The sequence below is a fragment of the Massilia rubra genome (assembly GCF_011682065.1).
In the GTDB taxonomy this organism is placed as follows: domain Bacteria; phylum Pseudomonadota; class Gammaproteobacteria; order Burkholderiales; family Burkholderiaceae_D; genus Telluria_A; species Telluria_A rubra.
This window is the reverse complement of record NZ_VUYU01000016.1, coordinates 140,130-160,008: the sequence shown is the minus strand read 5'-3', so window position 1 is coordinate 160,008 and position 19,879 is coordinate 140,130. Positions and strand designations below refer to the sequence as shown.

Genomic DNA, 19,879 nt, shown 5'->3' with positions numbered 1-19,879 from the left:
TGGTGGCTCATTTCCAGGCGAAGAAGCGGGATCCGATATTGGTGGTGAAGCCGCAGCTGTCGCCGCAGGTATTGCCGCAACTGAATTCGGTGCAGGTGACGTCGCAGGTCGAGCCACCGCAGGTGACGCCGGCGCAGGTGTACGAGGTGCAGGAGCAGGTGTATTGGGGGCCGCAGGCTTGCAGCAGGCGGTCCCGGTCCAGCAGCGCGGTGGCGTCGGCGATGAACGCTTGCGGATCGATGGCGCGCAGCGCGCGCCGGGTTGGCTCATCGAGGTAGGCCAGCGTGGCCAGTGCGGCGGCGGGATCGGTGAGGAAGGCCTGGAACAGCTGCGCATTGCCGCGCAGCTCGCCGACCAGGCGGGTGAAAGTCGTTCTGTCCATGGCGGACTCCTTGTTCGGGTGGTGCGGGGCCGGAAAAGCGACGCGCCGGTGCCGCGCGACGCGTCGCCGTGGCGCTTAGCGATTCCAGGCTGCCGGATTGATGACCACACCGCCCATATCGGTAAAGTTGGTGGTGTAACCGCAGCTTTCGCCGCAGGTGTTGTCGCAGCTGCTCGAACAGGTATTGCCGCAGCGTTGCAATGCGCTGCTCACCCGCGAGAAGTAGGTGACGGCAGGGGTAGAAATTGCCACCTCGGCGGTCAGGTTGGTGGTGTAGCCGCAGCTGCCGCCACAGGTGTTGTCGCAGCTGCTCGAGCAGGTGTTGCCGCAGCGTTGCAAGATGCCCAGCGCACTGGCGATCAGGGCTGCCGGGTCCTGGCCGACCAACGAACCTTTGGCATGGCGGTCAAGATCGCTCACCTGGGCGATGACCGTTTCAGGGGTAAAGATCAGTTGATGGAAAAATGCGGGATCGGCTTTGGCCTTTTCGACCAGACTCTGGAATACTTTGGGATCCATTTGAAACCTCCACAAGACGAAGCACTACAACAGGGGTGCTCTTGCTGCATGGCTACGGACGAACGACACCCCGGGAAGTTCAATATAGGGCGGCGTGGCGGCGAGGTTTTTGATCGCGCCCAAACCCGCACTTGCGCGCGAGCGTGCCCAGGCCGGGCTACGGTGGCAGGTCCGTTAGAATGCCTGATCGCACACATTCTATTTGGGAGATGAACTTGGAAAAGAACGATTTCTGGACACTGATCGATGCATCGCGCCTGGCCGCGGACCACGATCCCGAAGCGCAGGTCGACACGCTCGAAGGCTTGCTGGCGGAGCTGGAAGCGGACCAGATCGTGGAGTTCGATCGCCTGATGGTCGAGCACGTCAATCGCGCGTATCACTGGGATCTGTGGGCGGCTGCCTACATCATCGGCGGCGGGTGCTCGGACGATGGCTTCATGGATTTCACGGGCTGGCTGATCGGCAAAGGCGAGCAGGTATACGAGGCCGCGCTGCGCGACGCCGACAGCCTGGCCGATGTGGTCGGCGAGGCCGACGACGAATGCCAGGTCGAGGGAATGTTGTACGCGCCCGGCAAGGCATGGGAGGAAAAGACCGGGCGTTCGGGCGACGACTTCCCGCGCCACATGTTCGCGTTCCAGGATGGTCCGCACGGCGAGAGCTGGGACGAAGACGCCGTCGACGCCAGGCTTCCGCGCCTGGCTGCGATGTTCAGCGAGTAGAGCGCCGGATCGGGGTCCGGCGCGGCTGGCTTGGCTTAGTACAGCACCACCGAGCGGATCGACTCGCCGCTCTTCATCAGGTCGAAGCCTTCGTTGATGCGTTCGAGCGGCAGGCGATGGGTGATCAGGTCGTCGATATTGATCTTGCCTTCCATGTACCAGTCGACGATCTTCGGCACGTCGGTGCGCCCGCGCGCGCCGCCGAAGGCCGAGCCTTTCCATACGCGGCCGGTGACCAGCTGGAACGGACGGGTCGAAATCTCCTGCCCCGCCGCCGCCACGCCGATGATGATCGACTGGCCCCAGCCCTTGTGCGACGATTCGAGCGACTGGCGCATGGTGGTCACGTTGCCGATGCATTCGAAGCTGTAGTCGGAGCCGCCGTCGGTGAGCTCGATGATCGTGTCGACCACGTTCTCCACCTTGGACGGATTGATGAAGTGGGTCATGCCGAACTTGCGCGCCATCGCTTCGCGCTCGGGGTTCAGGTCCACCCCGATGATCTTGTCGGCGCCGACCATCTTGGCGGCCTGGATCACGTTCAGGCCGATGCCGCCGAGGCCAAACACCACCACGTTGGCGCCCGCTTCGACCTTGGCGGTAAACAGCACCGCGCCCACGCCGGTGGTCACGCCGCAGCCGATGTAGCAGATCTTGTCGAACGGGGCGTCCGAGCGCACCTTGGCCAGCGCGATCTCGGGCACCACGATGTAGTTCGAGAAGGTCGATGTGCCCATGTAGTGGTAAATCGGCTTGCCGTCGATCGAAAAGCGGCTGGTCGCGTCGGGCATCAGCCCGCGGCCCTGGGTCGAGCGGATCGACTGGCACAGATTGGTTTTTTGCGACAGGCAGAATTTGCACTGGCGGCATTCGGGGGTGTACAGCGGGATGACGTGATCGTCCTTGCGCAGGCTGGTGACGCCCGGCCCCACGTCGACCACCACGCCGGCGCCTTCGTGCCCGAGGATGGAGGGGAAGATCCCTTCCGGATCGGCGCCGGAGAGGGTGTAGTAATCGGTGTGACAGATGCCGGTGGCCTTGATTTCGACCAGTACCTCGCCCGCGCGCGGGCCTTCCAGGTCGACTTCTTCAATCGTCAGCGGCTGGCCCGCCTTCCATGCAATCGCTGCCTTGGTTTTCATGTTGTTCCTGTCCCTCAGATGGTCGGAGCGCCGCAAGGGCGCAGTGTCGCCATCATATCAAGCTGGGGACAAGCGTGCATCTTCGGTGTCTGAAGGTGATCACACTACGCAGCAATTCCTGCCACTATATTAAGGACCGTCGTTCCCGCGCAGGCGCGAACTTGGATTCCCGCCTGCGCGGGAACGACGGAGGTCAGGCCGCCGTGAGCGCATGCTGCTCCCATAGCGAGTGCAACTGCCCGGTCAGGCGCAGCGGCATCAGGGGTTTGGGAATGACGCCGATGGCGCCCACCTCGGCATAACGGGCGATGTCCGCCGCCGCCGTCAGGCCGGTCACGAACAGCGCCGGCGTGTTGGCCAGGTGCGGTATGCGGCGCAGCATGGCCAGGGTCGCCAGGCCGTCCAGTTCCGGCATCATCACATCGAGCAAAATCAGGTCGGGCTTGAAATCCATCGCGGCCAGCAGCGCTTCGCGCCCCGAACCGCAGTCGCGCACGTCGAATTTGCCGATCACCTCCAGCACCAGCTTGGCCGTGGTGCGCACGTGCAGGTCGTCTTCGACATACAAGATCGATTTCAGGCCGTGGCTCGCGTCGCTGTTCATGGCTAATCCCCCGCCGTCATGCACGCAGGGATGCCGAGCATGGCCGCAATGGTGCTCCACAGCTGGCGCGGCGACGTCCACGGCTTGGGCAAGAAGGCGCGCACCGGGTCGCGCGCGTCGGGCAGGCGCGCCGAGTACACCAGCAGGGGCGTGGTCAACAGCTCGGGCATGAGCGCGCGGCCGTCGCCGTCGGACAGGCCGGGATCGAGCACCACCAGCGAAAACAGTTCGGTCGCGAGCACGCGGCGCGCCTCGGCGATCGTGCTCACATGGGTCACCCACGCTTCCGGCGCCAACAGCGTGGAGAGCACCAGCGCGGTCTTGTCGTCGCTGTCGATGTGCAGCACGCGTGGCGCGTTGCGCGCAGCGGTGGTGTGGCCGGCGCCGGCCTGCGGACGTGGCCCGAGCTCGAGCGCCGCATCCATCATGGGCGCGGTCAGGCGCGGCGCGTCGGCATCGATGCCGACCGGGGCCGGGCCGACCGGCCAACGCCGGGGGGTGTGGGAAAACAAGGTGCGGCGTTCGTTCGCGACAATTTGTGCGGGAGCGGCGGAAACACAGAGTTTGTAATTAGCGGTCGCTTTCATGGCGACTTCCTTTCTGAACCGGTTCGATCGATATCCCAAGTCGCAGCGCAACAACGCACATGGCAAAGGCGCAATGACATCGGGGAACAATCGGCGGAGCTGGGCCGAAAACATCTATCGGCCGCAGGGGAAAGGCGGCGCAGGAAAAGGGCGGACGCGAGCGGGTCAGGGCTCAATCACGCGAGGAACTGTGTGAACAAACTGAAATTCACGCTTTTAGTGTAACAAACATTTGCCCTACGGGAACAGTCCGCAAGAACTTTTTATGTGAAAGCGTGCGCAATGCGCAACGCCTTCGTGCGCAATCACTTGGCTTTGAGACGATTGGCGAAGCCGGAATGCAAACTGTTCAATGTTTCTTCAGCGGCAAGCAGCTGGTCGGCCACTTCGTTGATCTTGCGCCGGCTCGAGCGTGCGTGGTCGCGCAGCACTTCGAAAGCGGTGTTGCGGTCGGTCTGGAATTTGCCCATCAACAGGCCCACGGCCAGGCTGGTTTCGCGGCCGGCGGCCAGCGCCGCGTTCAGGTTCAATTCGGTGCGGCGCAGTTGGCGGATATCGTCGGCGCGCGCCAGGCCCGCTTCGAACGCCGGCATCAGGCGCTCGGCGTCGACCGGCTTGACCAGGTAGCCCAGCGCGCCGTAAGCGGCGGCCTGCCGGCTCGATTCGCTGTCGCCGATGGCCGACAAGAACATGAACGGCACCGTGGTGTGGGTCTTGAGGTGGTGCGCCAGTTCCAGCCCGCTCATGCCGGGCATGGTGATGTCGAGCAGGGCCATGTCCGGCTCGCCGGCGGCGATCTGCTGCAGCGCTTCTTCGCCGGACGATGCGGTTACGGTGTCGTAACCGGCGTGGCCGATGACTTCATTGAGAAACTGCAGGAGCAACGGGTCGTCGTCGACGATAAGGATGCGACGTTTCGCGACAGGGGCGGAATTTGGCACGGCAATCCTTTTACGCTGGGAAGAAGGGTAAAAAGATTATACGGCCCCGGTCGCGTTCGCGCACGTTTTACGCTGTGCGCCGAACAAGGCATCGAACTGGCGCGCGGCGCAAGTCGGGTCAAGGCTGGCGTAGACCGAGGTGATCGCCGCCACCATGTCGGCGCCGCGATCGACCAGCGGCGCCGCATTCTCGGGCGTCATCCCGCCGATGACCACCAGCGGCAGCGCGAGCGCTCTGCGCGCTTCCAGCAAGATATCGGGCGCGGTGGTGAAGCTGTAGCGCTTGACCGGCGAGGGATAGAAGCCGCCGAAGGCCGCGTAGGTGGCGCCATCGCGTTCGGCCGCGCGCGCCAGTTCCAGGTCGCCGTAGCAGGAGGCGCCGACGATCTTGCCGGGTCCCAGCGCGGCGCGCACCTGCGCCACGCTGGCGTCCGTGCCTCCCACGTGCACGCCGTCGGCGCCGAGCGTCAGGCACAACTCAAGGTGGTCGTTGATCACCAGCGGACGACCGTAGCGGCGGCACAAGGCCAGCAGCGCCGCGCCCTGGTGCCGGCGCAGCTCCGGGCTGGCGTCCTTGTGGCGGTACTGGACCAGCGCGACCCCGCCCTCGAGCGCGGCGCGGGTGCAATCGAGCAGGCGCCCGGTATCGTCCCAGTTGGGGGTGACAAGGTAAAGTCCTCGCATGGGGAGTGTCGCTTTCTGTTTCATAGTAAGGAAGGTAAGCGCTGTGGAATGCGCTGCCCGGCGCCGATCGAAAACGATTGCGCCAGGCTTTGATGGGTATAGGACTGGCCGCGTTCGAGGGCGTCTTGCATCGACTCGCCCAGCGCCAGGCGGGCCGCGATGGCAGCCGCCAGGGTGCAGCCGCTGCCATGGAACTCGCCGGGCAGGCGCGGCCAGCGCCACTCCTGTTCGTGCTCCCCGCCATGCCAGCGGTTGACGACGTCCGGGCCGTCGCCATGGCCGCCGGTGACCAGCACGTGCGGGCACATAAGCCGGCCGAGGGCTTGCGCTTCGCGTAGGTTCGGCACCACCAGGGTGGCCACGGCCAACAGGGGCGCAAGCGCGGCCAGCGCATCGCCGCGCGCGAGCGCATCGCCATGGCCGCTGGCCAGCACCGGGTCGAGCACCACCGGCAGCGCCGGGTCACGCTGGCGCAGTTGGTTGACCAGCGCGGCAATCGCTTCGGCGTTGGCGCGGTTGCCGGGGATGCCGAGCTTGACGGCGCCGATGGCGACGCTGTCGATCAGCGCCTGCGCCTGGCGCGCCAGCAGGGAGCAATCGACCGGCACGATGTCGTACACGCGGTTATGGTCCTGCACCGTCAGCGCGGTGACCACCGGCAGCGCGTGCGCGCCCTGGGCCGCGATCGCGCCCAGGTCGGCCGCGATGCCGGCCCCGCCCGACGGATCGAGGCCGGCGAACACCAGCACCACCGGCATGCAAGCGCCCTGCCCTGTCACGCGACTTTGCCGGTCACGGGCGACGACGGCACGGCGGCGAAGCGCCTAGGCATGCGCCCGGCCAAAAAGGCTCCGCGCCCGGCCTGCACCGCCAGGCGCATGGCGCCGGCCATGCGCACCGGATCGCGCGCGCCGGCGATGGCGCTGTTCATCAAGACGCCGTCGCAACCAAGTTCCATGGCAATGGCCGCATCCGACGCCGTGCCCACGCCGGCGTCGACCAGCACCGGCACCTTGGCCTGCTCGATGATCAACCGCAGGTTCCAGGGGTTGAGAATGCCCATGCCGGAACCGATCAGGGACGCCAGCGGCATCACGGCCACGCAGCCGATTTCTTCCAGCAGGCGCGCCTGGATCGGATCGTCGCTGCAGTAGACCATGACGTCGAAACCGTCCTTGACCAGCGCTTCGGCGGCGACCAGGGTTTCGGGCATGTGCGGGAACAGGGTCTTTTCATCGCCCAGCACTTCGAGCTTGACCAGGTTGCGCCCGCCGAGCAGTTCGCGCGCCATCTGCAAGGTGTACACCGCGTCCTTGGCGTTGTAGCAGCCGGCGGTGTTGGGCAGGATCGTGTACTGGTCGGGCGGCAGCACGTCGAGCAGGCTGGGAGCGTTGCGGTCCTGGCCGATGTTCACGCGGCGGATCGCCACGGTGATGATCTCGGCCTGGGCGGCGTCGGTGGCCTCGCGCGTTTGCGCCAGGTCGCGGTATTTTCCGCTGCCGACCAGCAGGCGCGAACGGTAGGTTTTGCCTGCGATGGTGAGGACGTCGCCACCCCCGTTGTTGTCGTTCATGTTCATATCCGGTTCCTTATATGTCAGCCGCCGCCGATGGCGCGCACGATCTCGATTTTGTCCAGCGCCAGCAGCGCTCGTTGCGGCCACTGCTGGCGCGGCACCACCTGCCGGTTGACCGCCAGCGCCATGGCCTGCCCGGTCGGCAGGCCAAGTTCCTCGACCAGGTCGAGCAAGGAGGCGCCCGGCGCCACGCGCCGTGCCTCGCCGTTGACTTCGATCTCGATCTCGATCACGGTCACACCTTTTTATAGAGCTCGCCGCCCTGGCGCACGAATTCGATGGCTTTCACTTCCATCCCCTGGCGCAGCGCGCTTTGCTCGCTCACGTTCATGCTGGCGGCGTAGTCGCGTACTTCCTGGGTGATCTTCATCGAGCAGAAATGCGGACCGCACATCGAGCAGAAATGCGCCACCTTGGCCGAATCCTTGGGCAAGGTCTCGTCGTGGAATTCGCGCGCCTTGTCCGGGTCCAGGCCCAGGTTGAACTGGTCGTCCCAGCGGAATTCGAAGCGCGCCTTGGACAGCGCGTTGTCGCGGATCTGCGCGCCCGGATGGCCCTTGGCCAGGTCGGCCGCGTGGGCCGCGATCTTGTAGGTGATGATGCCGTCCTTGACGTCATCCTTGTTCGGCAGGCCCAGATGCTCCTTGGGCGTGACGTAGCACAGCATGGCGGTGCCGTACCAGCCGATCATGGCCGCGCCGATGCCCGACGTGATGTGGTCGTAGCCGGGGGCGATATCGGTCGTCAGCGGCCCCAGGGTGTAGAACGGCGCTTCGCCGCACTGGTCCAGCTGCAGGTCCATGTTCTCTTTAATGAGCTGCATCGGCACGTGGCCCGGGCCTTCGATCATGACCTGCACGTCGTGCTTCCAGGCGACCTGGGTCAGCTCGCCCAGGGTTTTCAGCTCGGCCAGTTGCGCTTCGTCGTTGGCGTCGTAGATCGAGCCCGGACGCAGGCCGTCGCCGAGGCTGAACGAGACGTCGTAGGCTTTCATGATGGCGCAGATGTCTTCGAAATGCGTGTACAGGAACGATTCCTTGTGATGCGCCAGGCACCACTTGGCCATGATCGAGCCGCCGCGCGAGACGATGCCGGTCAGGCGCGAAGCGGTCATCGGCACGTAGCGCAGCAGCACGCCGGCGTGGATGGTGAAGTAGTCGACGCCTTGCTCGGCCTGTTCGATCAGGGTGTCGCGGAAGATCTCCCAGGTCAGGTCTTCGGCCTTGCCGTTGACCTTTTCCAGCGCCTGGTAGATCGGCACGGTGCCGATCGGGACCGGGCTGTTACGGATGATCCATTCGCGCGTTTCGTGAATGTGCTTGCCGGTCGACAGATCCATGACGTTGTCGGCGCCCCAGCGGATCGCCCAGGTCATTTTTTCGACTTCCTCGCCGATCGACGAGGTGACGGCCGAATTGCCGATGTTGGCGTTGATCTTGACCAGGAAATTGCGGCCGATGATCATCGGCTCGACTTCCGGGTGGTTGATGTTGGCCGGGATGATGGCGCGCCCGCGGGCGATTTCTTCGCGCACGAATTCGGCGGTGATGGTATCGGGGATCGATGCGCCGAAGGACTGGCCCGGATGCTGGCGTCCCAGCAGCTGGGCGCTGCGCTTGCCCATCGGGCCGGACGCTTCGAGCTCCTGCAGGTACTCCTGGCGGCGCAGGTTTTCGCGGATCGCCACGTATTCCATTTCGGGCGTGATGATGCCGCGCCGCGCGTAGTGCATCTGCGTCACATTGGCGCCATCGAGCGCGCGGCGCGGCGTGCGCTGCAGCTGGAAGCGCAGCGCGGCCAGCGCCGGGTCGTCCAGGCGCGCCTGGCCGTAAGCGGAGCTGGGGCCGGCCAGTTGTTCGGTGTCGCCGCGCTCCACGATCCACGGCAGGCGCGGGGTGCCGAGGCCCGAGCGGATGTCGATGGTCGCTTCCGGATCGGTGTACGGGCCGGAGGTGTCATATATATACACGGGCGGATTCGGTTCGGCGCCGAACGAGGCGGCGGTATCGGACTGGCTGACAGCGCGCATCGGCACGCGCAGGTCGGCGCGGCTGCCCTGGGCATAGACTTTACGGGAATTCGGAAAAGGCGCAATCGCCGCTTCATCCACCGTGGCGGTGGCGGAATCGAATTTGAGGGGGGCTTTCAGCGGTGCGTTCATGTGGCTCCATTGCGTGCAGGAGCCAGCAAAGGAGTCGGAGCCCGGAAGTGCGGCCGTGACGGCGCACCCATGGAACTCACTGGCTTCCCTTCGCTGGCATTATCCAGATCAGGTTCAGAGGGTGTTTCTCACCCGCGCCTCGCTGTTGCGATTTGCAGGACCCCTAGCGTGTGCCGCCTTGCGGCAGCGAGCGCAATTATACCTGCTGATCCGCCCGACAACATGGCTTTTTCGGCACGTGACCCAGAACAACACCGCCTTGCGGGCGAGTGGGACACTGGACCACCCGGGCCGGTTGCCAATGGCACCAGCCTAAGCGCCGTCTTTCCCGCGCAGGCGGGAATCCATGGCACCTCGGAGCAACGGCGGTATGGATCCCCGCCTGCGCGGGGACGACGAATCCCGGGTCGCCGGCTTGCATGCCAGTCGCCCGTCAATCGTCAGTTTGGAGAACCTTCATGATGAAACAGTCAACCACCGCCGACGCGGTCCGCTTGCTGGTATCGTTCATCGCCATCGGCGTCACAGCGCCTGCCGGCGCTGCCACCGACACCACGCGCGTGATCGTCGCCTTCAAACCCGGCAAGGCGGCCATCGTCAAGGCGGCGGTAGCCGGTGCGCACGGCGCGGTCAAGCACGAGATCCACGGCATGGATGCGATGGCGATCGAGGTGCCGGCCCAGGCCCTGAATGGCTTGCTGCGCAATCCGAACGTGGACTACATCGAGGAAGACGTGGTGCGCAAGGCGTTCGCCCTGACCTCGGCGTCGACCGGCACGCCGTACGCCACCGGCCAGCTGGTCCCGTACGGGATCAAGATGGTGCAGGCCGACCTGCTGCCCGATACAAACGCCGCCAACCGCAAGGTGTGCATCATCGATTCCGGCTACGACCGCGCGCATGAAGACCTGAGCGCCAACAGCGTCGCCGGCGAGTACGACGCCGGCACCGGCAACTGGTACACCGACGAAAACCACCACGGCACCCACGTGGCGGGCACCATCGCCGCCATCAACAACAGCGGCACCGGCGTGGTGGGCGTGAACGCCAACCGGCTCCTGAAACTGCACATCGTGAAGGTGTTCGGCGCGGCCGGCTGGGCCTATTCCTCGACCCTGGCCAGCGCCGCGAACAAGTGCGGCGGCGCCGGCGCGAACGTCATCAGCATGTCGCTCGGCGGCGGGCGCGCCAGCAAGACCGAGCAGCGCGCCTTCGATGCGCTGGCCGCCAAGGGTGTGCTGAGCATCGCCGCCGCCGGCAACGATGGCAACACGGTGGTCTCGTACCCGGCCGGCTACAGCAGCGTGATGATGGTCGGCGCGCTCGACGAGAACAAAACCTGGGCCAGCTTCTCGCAGTACAACAGCAAGGTCGAAATCGCCGGCCCCGGCGTGGGCGTGCTCTCGACCGTGCCGATGAACAGCGGCAGCGCGCCGGCTCTGACGGTCGGCGCCACCGTGTACGCGCCGGGGTCGATGGATGGCTCGCCGGTGAAAACGGCGACCGCCCCACTGGCCGACTTCGGCCTGGGCGACAAGACCAATGCCGCCGTCTCGGGCAAGGTGTGCCTGATCGCGCGCGGGACCATCGATTTTGCCGTCAAGGTGGCCAACTGCCAGAACAGCGGCGGCGTGGGCGCGGTGGTGTACAACAACGTCGCCGGCGGCTTTGGCGGCACGGTGGGCACGGCCACCCTGATCCCGTCGGTAACGGCATCAAGCCTTGAGGGCGCGCAGCTGAAAACCCAGCTGGGCCAGAGCGCCACGGTGGCGGTCAAGCCGGCCAGCTACGCCTACTTCGACGGCACCTCGATGGCGACCCCGCACGTGTCGGCGGTGGCGGCGCTGGTGTGGAGCTACTTCCCTACGTGCAGCGGAACGCAAATTCGCAGTTCGCTCGGCAAGAGCGCGCTCGACCTGGGCACGGCGGGACGCGACACCAGGTATGGCTTTGGCCTGGTCCAGGCAAAAGCCGCGTACGAGCGCATCAAGTTACTCGGTTGCGGCAATTGATCCGGGGCGGGTTCTGACGCAGGACCGTGCGGAGATGGTACGCTGATAGACTTTTGTTTATCCGGGGCGCGCCGCGCCCCTCCCCATCTCAGGCACGTATGACGAAAAAGATCTTGCTGTTAAGCGTTTCCGCCGGCGCCGGCCATATGCGCGCGGCCGAAGCGATTCGCGCCGCCGCCAACGCGGCGCCGGGCGGCATCGAGGCGACCCACCTGGACGTGATGGATTACGTTCCTTCTGCCTTTCGCAAGATGTACACCGAGTTTTACCTCAAGCTGGTGAACAAGGCGCCGGCGCTGTGGGGCTACCTGTACCAGGCCAGCAACGATGCGCGCCCGGACAGCACCATGCAGCAGCTGCGGCGCGGCCTGGAACGCCTCAACACGCGCACGCTGATGACCGCCATCGAAGAGGCGCAGCCGGACGCCATCGTCTGCACCCACTTCCTGCCGGCCGAAATCCTGGCGCGCGCGATCCGCAAGCGCGGCTTCACCACCCCGGTATGGGTGCAGGTGACCGACTTCGACCTGCACCGCATGTGGGTACACGAGAACATGGCCGGCTACTTTGCCGGCAACGAGGAAGTCGCCTACCGCATGCGCCGCTGCGGCATTCCGTCCGAACGCATCCACGTGACCGGCATTCCGATCATGCCGGCCTTCGGCCAGGCGCTCGATCGCGCCGAATGCGCGCGCGAGTTCGGGCTCGCCCCAAGCACCACCACTTTCCTGCTGATGGGCGGCGGCGCTGGCCTGGGCAGCCTGGACACGGTGGCCGAACGCCTGCTGGCCCTGGAGGGCACGTTCCAGCTGATCGTCTTGGCCGGCAAAAACGCCAAGGCGCTGGCCGCGCTCAAGGTCCTGGCGACGCGTTTTCCGGGACGCTTGCTGGCGCAGGGTTTTACCGACAAGGTGGAACGCCTGATGGCGTGCGCCGACCTGGTCATCACCAAGCCGGGCGGGCTGACAAGCTCGGAATGCCTGGCCATGGGCCTGCCGATGATCGTCAATTCGCCGATCCCGGGGCAGGAAGAGCGCAACGCCGATTACCTGCTCGAACAAGGCGTCGCCCTCAAGGCGGTTGACGGCCCCACGCTGGAATACCGCATCGCGCACCTGCTCGCGCATCCCGATCAATTGGCAGCCATGGGCCAACGCGCGCGCGCCCTGGGCCGCGCGCATGCGGCCGCCGATGTCCTCGACCATGTGCTGGCCAAGCCGGCCAGCACGCCATGACCACACTGAAAACAGCACCATGACCAGACTCCTGTTTGCCGCAACCCTCTTGACTGCCTGCGCCGGCGCGCTGGCCGACACCGGCATCGACACCGCCAGACTGAGCGAGACGCAAGTCGCCCTCGCCGACGTCAGCAAGGCCGGCCAGCCCGGCAAGGCCTTCATGGCCGCCACCATCATCAACGCGCCGCTGCCGGCACTGTGCGCGATGATCCAGGATTACGCCGCCTACCCCTCCTTCATGCCGAACGTGGACAAGGTGGCGGTCATGCGCAAGGAGGACGCGGCGCAGGTCGACATGACGCTCAAGCTGCCGCTCGGGAAGGTCAAGAAGTACCGCCTGCGCATGGAACCGAAGGTGTCCGCCGCGCAGTGCCAGCTGTCGTGGAAGATGCTGCCCTGGGCCGGCGTGAGCGCCGAGGAGTCGATTGCCGACACCACCGGTTACTGGCTGCTGGCGCCGCACGCGGCGGACAAGAACAAGACCGTGGTCAAGTACATGGTGTACACCGACCCGGGGCCGGTGCCGATGGGACTGGGCTGGATCGTCGACAGCATGAGCCGTGGCGGCATGCCCAAGACGCTGGAAGCGCTGCGCCAGCGCGCGGCCGCCCAATAAACGCCCGTCCCGGCTGCGCCCCGTAGTCCTCTATAATGAACGTTTTCGCAAAAATACACGACAAACCATGGAATTAGACAAATCTTTCGAGCCCGCCGACATTGAACGATACTGGCGCGCGGAGTGGGAAAAACGCGGCTACTTCGCCGCGACCACCGACGCCGACAAGCCGTCGTTTTGCATCCAGCTGCCGCCGCCGAACGTCACCGGCACCCTGCACATGGGCCATGCGTTCAACCAGACCATCATGGATGGCCTGACCCGCTACTACCGCATGCGCGGCTTCAATACCGCCTGGGTTCCGGGCACCGACCATGCCGGCATCGCCACCCAGATCGTGGTGGAGCGCCAGCTCGACGCGCAAAAAGTGTCGCGCCATGACCTGGGCCGCGAGAAGTTCGTCGCCAAGGTCTGGGAATGGAAAGAAAAGTCGGGCAACATCATCACCGGCCAGATGCGCCGCATGGGCACCTCGCCCGACTGGTCGCGCGAATACTTCACGATGGACGAACCGCGCTCGAAAGTGGTCACCGACGTCTTCGTGCGCCTGTTCGAACAGGGCCTGATCTACCGTGGCAAGCGCCTGGTGAACTGGGATCCGAAGCTGGGCACCGCCGTCTCCGACCTGGAAGTGGTGTCGGTCGAAGAAGACGGCTCGATGTGGTACATCCGCTATCCGTTCGCCGATGGCAGCGGCCATCTGACGGTGGCCACCACGCGTCCTGAAACCCTGCTCGGCGACGTCGCCGTGGCGGTCGATCCGACCGACGAGCGTTACGCGGCGCTGGTCGGCAAGATGCTCAAGCTGCCGCTGACCGACCGCGAAATCCCGATCATCGCCGACGAATACGTCGACAAGGCGTTCGGCACCGGCTGCGTGAAGATCACCCCTGCGCACGATTTGAACGATTACGCCGTCGGCCAGCGCCACAAGCTGCCGATGATCTGCGTGATGACGCTCGACGCCAAAATGAACGACGAAGCGCCAGAAGCCTACCGTGGCCTGGACCGCTTTGTCGCGCGCAAAAAGATCGTGGCCGACCTCGATGCGCAAGGCTTGCTGCAGGAAGTCAAACCGCACAAGCTGATGGTGCCGCGCGGCGACCGTACCGGCGTCGTGATCGAGCCGATGCTGACCGACCAGTGGTTCGTGGCCATGACCAAGCCGGCCCCGGAAGGCACCTTCTTCCCGGGTAAATCGATCGCCGAAGTGGCGCTCGACAAAGTCGCCCAGGGCGAGATCAAGTTCGTGCCAGAGAACTGGAACACCACCTACAACCAGTGGCTCAACAACATCCAGGACTGGTGCATTTCGCGCCAGCTGTGGTGGGGCCACCAGATCCCGGCATGGTACGACGATGCCGGCAATATCTTCGTCGCCAAGACCGAGGAAGAAGCCAAGGCCAAGGCGCTGGCGGCCGGCGTGACGGCGCCGCTGCGCCGCGACGACGACGTGCTCGATACCTGGTTCTCGTCGGCGCTGGTGCCCTTCTCCACCATGGGCTGGCCGGAAGAAACGCTCGACCTCAAGACCTTCCTGCCGTCGTCGGTGCTGGTGACGGGCTTCGACATCATCTTCTTCTGGGTGGCGCGCATGGTCATGATGACCGCGCACTTCACCGGCAAGGTGCCATTCGAGACCGTGTACGTGCATGGCCTGGTGCGCGATTCGAGCGGCCAGAAGATGTCCAAGTCGAAGGGCAATACGCTCGATCCGATCGACCTGATCGACGGTATCGATGTGGAAGCGCTGGTCGAAAAACGCACCACCGGCTTGATGAATCCGCGCGACGCCGAAAAGATCGCCAAGGCCACCCGCAAGGAATTCCCGGTGGGGATCGCGGCGTACGGCACCGACGCCGTGCGCTTCACGATGGCCAGCTATGCTTCGCTGGGCCGCAACATCAACTTCGACCTGGGTCGCGCCGAAGGCTACCGCAACTTCAACAACAAGCTGTGGAACGCCACCCGCTTCGTGCTGATGAACACCCAGGAAAAGGATTGCGGCGTGCCGGCCGACGCCGACCTGTCGCAGGGCGACCGCTGGATTTTGTCGACCATGCAGCGCGCCGAGATGGAAGTGGCCAAGGGCTTCGACGACTACCGCTTCGATAACATCGCCTCGGCCATCCACAAGTTCGTGTGGTATGACTACTGCGACTGGTACCTCGAAATGGCCAAGGTCCAGATCCAGCACGGCAGCGAAGGCCAGCAGCGCGCCACCCGCAACACCTTGCTGCGGGTGCTGGAAGTGATCCTGCGCCTGGCGCATCCGATCATCCCGTTCGTGACCGAAACGCTGTGGCAGACCGTCGCGCCGCTGGCCGGCAAAACGCTCAACCCGGCCGGCGACTCGATCATGGTGCAGCCATATCCTGAAGCCAATCCCGCGCTCATCGACGAGCGCGCGGAAGAGTGGATGGGCCAGCTCAAGGCGCTGACCGACGGCACCCGTACCCTGCGCGGCGAAATGAAGCTGCCGGAGTCGATGCGCGTGCCGCTGATCGTCGAAGCGGCCGACGCGGCCGACCGCGCGCGCCTGGAAAGCTATGCGGCCTACGTGCAAACGCTGGGCAAGCTGTCGGAAGTGAACATCGTCGACACCTTGCCGGAATCGCCGGCGGCGGTGGCGGTGGTAGGCGCGACCAAGCTGATGCTGAAGGTGGAAATCGATGTCGCTGCCGAGCGCGAGCGCATGTCGAAGGAAATCACGCGCATCGAAGGCGAAATCGCCAAGGTGAACGGCAAGCTGGGCAACGAGAGCTTCGTGGCGCGGGCGCCTGAGGCGGTGGTTGCGCAGGAAAAAGAGCGCCTGGTCGCGTTCTCGGCCACCATCGAGAAGCTGCGCGAGCAGCTGGCCAAGTTGCCGACCGCGTAAGCTGTTGCAACGGTGCGGCGCGCTTTTGCTTCTCCTGATAGAGCAAAAGCGCGCTGTACGTACGGAAAAATGTCATTTGGACATATCCACTGTCTTTTTTGCTTCACATTTGACAATATTTCCTGACAAGAACTTAAGGTTTCCCTATACTATCGCTCTTTGGTGAGTCGGACCCAGTCCCGCTATTGGTTCTCCGATGAACGCCTGCGATGTTCCTGATTTGTTCCCGTTGACCGACGTTTGCCGTCGACAGACACCCTGATACCCGGTTCCGTGCGCTTGCGCGGATCTGGCGTTCCCAGCGCGCATAACAACATCATCTACCGGTTGACGCCGGCACGCAGACAACAGCTTGCACAGCCCGCGGCATGGCCGTGATGGATTTCCATTGGCTGGCGCAGAACGACGATTTTTGAAAGAGGAATACCATGAAACAATCAGCTTATGCCATCGCCCTGTCCAGCGTCCTGATCGCCGGTTGCGGCGGCGGATCGTCCGATCACACTACCACGCCGGCCATGGCGCCGGCGACGCCCGTGGTCGTGGCGCCAGCGCCAGTTCCGGTGGTGACGCCCGCGCCGGTGGTGACGCCGGAGCCAGTCGCGGTGACGCCGGCGCCGGTGGTCACCCCGGAACCAGCTCCTGTTCCTGTTCCTGTTCCTGCTACCGCACCAGTGCCAACGCCCGCTCCGGCGCCGGTATCGGGTACGTCGACGTCCGCCTCGACGTCGTTCGCCGACTGCTTCCAGGTAACGCCTGGCACCCAATACACAACGTCCGATACCTACACTCACGTCGTTGTCCAGGAAATGTTCGAGGGCGTGATGGCCTACGGCATCGTGGAACTGCGCGATAACGGCGCGCGCCGTGGCGGTCCGTATTTCACTCTGGATAACAATATCTACAGGATGCTCGGTGTAGGCCAGTACGACACGAGCGGCGCCCAGAAAGGCAAGGACATCTTTTCCAAGGAAGCGTCGTTCCCGCTGACGATGGTCGCAGGCCAGACGGTCATGGCCAACTACACCAACACCAGCACCAGTTGGCACCTCGAGTTCGACAAGTCCGGCGCATCGCGCATGGTAACGAACACCGAGGTCGAGACACTGTCGGACGAATTGACCTTCGTCGGCTTCGACACGATCACCGTCGCCGGACGCCCGTTCGTCAACGCCTGCAAGATTGCCTTCCCTGGTTCGGTGGCAGGCCAGGTGTCGATGACGTGGCGCGCCAAAGGCTTCGGCTGGATCCGCACCGAAGAGCAGACCGCCCAAGGCGCGCTGGTGCCCGGCACGCGCGTCGAGATCGTCAAGATCATCGCGGCGCCCTGAGCCACTCCAGTAAGACCCACACAACCTGATACAAAGTTGTGGGGTCAGTGCGATGCCGGTTTGCTACACTAGCAGCGCTACATACACTAACAATACTGGAGACACCATGAAAGCACTGACAACAGCCACCCTGATCGCCGCCATGCTGGCCATGACGCCGGCAATGGCGCAGGAAACAGCGTCCCCGGTCGGCCTGTGGAAAAACATCGATGACGTGACCGGCAAGCCGAAGGCGCTGATCCGCATCAGCGAGAACAACGGCGAGATCCAGGGCAAGCTGGAAAAACTGTTCCGTCCCGAAGGCACCGAGCAAAATCCCAAGTGCAACAAGTGCGAAGGCGTCAACAAGGACCAGCCGATCCTCGGCATGACTTTCATGAGCGGCCTGAAAAAAGAAGGCGACGAATACACCGGCGGCCAGATTCTCGATCCGGATAACGGCAAGGTCTACAAGAGCAAGCTGAAAGTCGTCGAAGGCGGCAAGAAGCTCAACGTGCGCGGCTATGTCGGCATGCCGATGTTCGGCCGCTCGCAAGTGTGGGTACGCGAAGAATAAACACGCCGTGAAATCCTTCCTCCTGCTGGCCCTGTCCGCGACCGTGCTCAGTTTCGCCGCCGCCGCTCCTGCGGTATCCGGCGAGCCAGACATTCGCTGGAGCTTCCTGCTGCCGGGCGGCTATCATGAGGGAGAAGCGCCGGTCCATCCCGGCGCCGGCTGGCTGGCGCTGGCGCCCGTCGGCAAACGCTGGGAACTGCTGCCGGCCAAGATCAGGAGCACGCGCTTCGAGGACACCATCTCCGATGAACCCGGCCAGCGCACGGGCGTGGCCATCGCATCGAGCCGGAAAAACGCGCTAGCCCTGCTGCGCCTGCCCTACCTGACCCCAGGTCCGCTCGAGGTAACAGACAACGAGACCGGAGAAAACGGCTCGCTGATCGAGGCCGGCAGCCCGGTCGATATCAGGTTCAAGGGCGTTGATTTCCGCATCGAGACGAAGAACAAGCGGGTTTTCCTGGTCAAGGGTGGGCAGCGCACGCCACTCAAGGAACTGAGCGTGGAACCGGGCATCGAGGCCAGTGTGAGCCTGCAATGGGCCGGCGACCTCGATCGCGACGGCCAGCTCGATCTGCTGATGGGCTACTCCGGGAACAACTCGTCGGGTTCTTGCCTGTTCTTGTCGTCGCAAAAGGCCAAGGGCTTCTTGCTGAAACACATTGCCTGCCACGGAGGCATTGGTTGTTGAGGCCGTGACGGCGCTTGCCCGTACATTGCCATTCAATTATGATTGAGTGATTGTAACGACATGGAGCGAGCATGATCATCGACCATCTTGGCATTGCAGTGAGCAACAGCGAACACGCCAAGACCTTCTTCACCAAGGCGCTGGCGCCCTTGGGCATCACCATCATCACCGAAGTCAAGGGCTGGATCGGCATGGGCAAGCAATCCAAGCCCGAGTTCTGGTTCGGCGAGCACAGCGCCACGCAAAGCCCCATGCACATCGCCTTCGCGGCCGGGAGCCGCGAGCAGGTGCGCCAGTTTTATGCCGCCGCGCTCGAAGCGGGTGCGAAGGATAACGGCGCGCCGGGCATCCGCGCCCACTACCATCCGGACTATTACGGCGCCTTCGTCATCGGCCCCGATGGCCACAATATCGAAGCGGTGTGCCACACGCCTGACACCTGACGGCCAGGGCCTCCTGTGTCACGCATGAGAAGGCGTCAGCCCGTCCCGCAGCGCGAGCGCGACATCGCTCGCCTGCGCGGCAAGCTCGAACGCGACAGCTATCCGCGCTTGCAGATGCTGCTGCTCGTTACACTCACCGGCGCGGCGGGCTTCCTGGCTTCCTTCCTGCTGCTGGCGGCCGGCATGCAGTCCATGTGGCTGCGCTATCCGGCATCGATCGCCGTCGCCTATCTCGTCTTCCTGTTGTTGCTGTGGCTATGGCTGCGCTGGCCCGGCGGCGATGCCGTTCTGCCGGACCTGACGCCGTCCAGAGGTGGCTCCGGCCCCTCCTGGAGCGGCGGCGGCGGCAGCTTCGACGGCGGCGGCGCAAGCGCCAACTTCGACTCGCCCGGCAGCGGGATCTTGTCCGACATCGGCGAGAACGGCATCGACAAAACGCTCGAGGCGGTTGGCGACGCCGAAGACCTGCTCATTCCCCTGGCGCTGCTCGCGGCCTTGGGCGCCGCCCTCGGGGCCGCCATCTTCATGATGTTCTCGCTGGTGTCGTCGGCGCCGCTGCTGTTTGCAGAGCTGCTGGTCGACGGGCTGCTGTCGGCCAGCCTGTATCGCCGCCTTCGGGGCCTCGACCGCGTCCACTGGATCGAGGCGGCCATCCGCCGCACCCGCCGGGTGTTCCTGGCGGCGGCGCTGACCATGGCCGTTGCCGGCGCCGGCCTGGCGCTGTACGCACCCGGAGCGCATTCCCTCGGCGAGGTCGTTGCCAGCAAACGCGCGCAGCGTTGAAGCACGTCCCGCC

21 protein-coding genes and 1 riboswitch are annotated in these 19,879 nt (G+C 64.7%); of the genes, 10 read left to right on the top strand and 11 right to left on the bottom strand.

Annotated features, from left to right (window positions below; genetic code table 11):
- Positions 1–7: 7 nt before the first annotated feature.
- Complete coding sequence (locus F0185_RS22275) at positions 8–382, bottom strand: hypothetical protein (protein WP_167228178.1); 375 nt, start codon at positions 380–382, stop codon at positions 8–10.
- A 75-nt stretch (positions 383–457) separates the two neighbouring features.
- Entirely contained in the window at positions 458–901 is a 444-nt protein-coding gene (locus F0185_RS22270; protein ID WP_167228176.1) for a hypothetical protein, read from the bottom strand.
- Between the two features lie 215 nt (positions 902–1,116).
- Between F0185_RS22270 and F0185_RS22265 the strand changes: the two genes are divergently transcribed.
- Complete coding sequence (locus tag F0185_RS22265; RefSeq protein ID WP_167228174.1) at positions 1,117–1,626, top strand: DUF4240 domain-containing protein; 510 nt, start codon at positions 1,117–1,119, stop codon at positions 1,624–1,626.
- Between the two features lie 35 nt (positions 1,627–1,661).
- On the opposite strand, the gene F0185_RS22260 is transcribed toward F0185_RS22265, so the two are convergent.
- From F0185_RS22260 to thiC, 9 genes are all read right to left on the bottom strand, one after another.
- The gene (locus tag F0185_RS22260) at positions 1,662–2,768 is read right to left on the bottom strand and encodes an S-(hydroxymethyl)glutathione dehydrogenase/class III alcohol dehydrogenase (protein ID WP_167228172.1); all 1,107 of its coding nucleotides are present in this window, start codon (positions 2,766–2,768) and stop codon (positions 1,662–1,664) included.
- Positions 2,769–2,961: 193 nt separating this feature from the next.
- Positions 2,962–3,372 (bottom strand): response regulator, encoded by a 411-nt coding sequence (locus tag F0185_RS22255; RefSeq protein WP_167228170.1) that lies wholly within the window; start codon positions 3,370–3,372, stop codon positions 2,962–2,964.
- Positions 3,373–3,374: 2 nt separating this feature from the next.
- A complete protein-coding gene (locus F0185_RS22250) occupies positions 3,375–3,959 on the bottom strand; it encodes a DNA-binding transcriptional response regulator (RefSeq protein ID WP_167228168.1) in 585 nt (194 codons plus the stop codon).
- A gap of 305 nt (positions 3,960–4,264) precedes the next feature.
- A complete protein-coding gene (locus tag F0185_RS22245; protein WP_167228167.1) occupies positions 4,265–4,900 on the bottom strand; it encodes an ANTAR domain-containing response regulator in 636 nt (211 codons plus the stop codon).
- Between the two features lie 36 nt (positions 4,901–4,936).
- Positions 4,937–5,584 carry a thiamine phosphate synthase gene (gene thiE, locus F0185_RS22240; RefSeq protein WP_167228165.1) on the bottom strand — a complete coding sequence of 216 codons (648 nt, stop codon included), beginning with the start codon at positions 5,582–5,584 and terminating at the stop codon, positions 4,937–4,939.
- A gap of 20 nt (positions 5,585–5,604) precedes the next feature.
- Positions 5,605–6,342 carry a bifunctional hydroxymethylpyrimidine kinase/phosphomethylpyrimidine kinase gene (thiD, locus tag F0185_RS22235; RefSeq protein WP_167228208.1) on the bottom strand — a complete coding sequence of 246 codons (738 nt, stop codon included), beginning with the start codon at positions 6,340–6,342 and terminating at the stop codon, positions 5,605–5,607.
- 17 nt (positions 6,343–6,359) lie between these two features.
- A complete protein-coding gene (locus tag F0185_RS22230; RefSeq protein ID WP_370664052.1) occupies positions 6,360–7,157 on the bottom strand; it encodes a thiazole synthase in 798 nt (265 codons plus the stop codon).
- Between the two features lie 23 nt (positions 7,158–7,180).
- Positions 7,181–7,393 carry a sulfur carrier protein ThiS gene (gene thiS, locus F0185_RS22225; RefSeq protein ID WP_370664050.1) on the bottom strand — a complete coding sequence of 71 codons (213 nt, stop codon included), beginning with the start codon at positions 7,391–7,393 and terminating at the stop codon, positions 7,181–7,183.
- Between the two features lie 2 nt (positions 7,394–7,395).
- On the bottom strand, positions 7,396–9,309 hold the full coding sequence (gene thiC / locus F0185_RS22220) for a phosphomethylpyrimidine synthase ThiC (RefSeq protein ID WP_167228204.1): 1,914 nt from the start codon (positions 9,307–9,309) through the stop codon (positions 7,396–7,398).
- Between the two features lie 80 nt (positions 9,310–9,389).
- A riboswitch (TPP riboswitch) is annotated at positions 9,390–9,496 on the bottom strand.
- A 283-nt stretch (positions 9,497–9,779) separates the two neighbouring features.
- Here thiC and F0185_RS22215 point away from each other — a divergent pair.
- The 9 genes from F0185_RS22215 to F0185_RS22175 all read left to right on the top strand — a co-directional run bounded on the left by F0185_RS22215 (position 9,780) and on the right by F0185_RS22175 (position 19,866).
- Complete coding sequence (locus tag F0185_RS22215; RefSeq protein WP_229477136.1) at positions 9,780–11,333, top strand: S8 family serine peptidase; 1,554 nt, start codon at positions 9,780–9,782, stop codon at positions 11,331–11,333.
- Between the two features lie 98 nt (positions 11,334–11,431).
- Positions 11,432–12,568, top strand: a complete 1,137-nt coding sequence (locus tag F0185_RS22210; RefSeq protein ID WP_229477135.1) for an MGDG synthase family glycosyltransferase — start codon at positions 11,432–11,434, stop codon at positions 12,566–12,568.
- 19 nt (positions 12,569–12,587) lie between these two features.
- Positions 12,588–13,187 (top strand): SRPBCC family protein, encoded by a 600-nt coding sequence (locus F0185_RS22205; RefSeq protein WP_167228161.1) that lies wholly within the window; start codon positions 12,588–12,590, stop codon positions 13,185–13,187.
- A 67-nt stretch (positions 13,188–13,254) separates the two neighbouring features.
- Positions 13,255–16,065, top strand: a complete 2,811-nt coding sequence (locus F0185_RS22200) for a valine--tRNA ligase (protein WP_167228159.1) — start codon at positions 13,255–13,257, stop codon at positions 16,063–16,065.
- Between the two features lie 428 nt (positions 16,066–16,493).
- Positions 16,494–17,396, top strand: coding sequence for a hypothetical protein (locus tag F0185_RS22195; RefSeq protein ID WP_167228157.1), 903 nt, complete (start codon positions 16,494–16,496; stop codon positions 17,394–17,396).
- Between the two features lie 106 nt (positions 17,397–17,502).
- The gene (locus F0185_RS22190; RefSeq protein WP_166870354.1) at positions 17,503–17,952 is read left to right on the top strand and encodes a DUF2147 domain-containing protein; all 450 of its coding nucleotides are present in this window, start codon (positions 17,503–17,505) and stop codon (positions 17,950–17,952) included.
- A gap of 7 nt (positions 17,953–17,959) precedes the next feature.
- On the top strand, positions 17,960–18,640 hold the full coding sequence (locus F0185_RS22185) for a hypothetical protein (protein ID WP_167228155.1): 681 nt from the start codon (positions 17,960–17,962) through the stop codon (positions 18,638–18,640).
- 71 nt (positions 18,641–18,711) lie between these two features.
- The gene (locus tag F0185_RS22180) at positions 18,712–19,083 is read left to right on the top strand and encodes a VOC family protein (protein WP_187362607.1); all 372 of its coding nucleotides are present in this window, start codon (positions 18,712–18,714) and stop codon (positions 19,081–19,083) included.
- A gap of 24 nt (positions 19,084–19,107) precedes the next feature.
- Positions 19,108–19,866, top strand: coding sequence for a hypothetical protein (locus F0185_RS22175; RefSeq protein ID WP_229477134.1), 759 nt, complete (start codon positions 19,108–19,110; stop codon positions 19,864–19,866).
- The last annotated feature ends 13 nt before the right edge of the window (positions 19,867–19,879 follow it).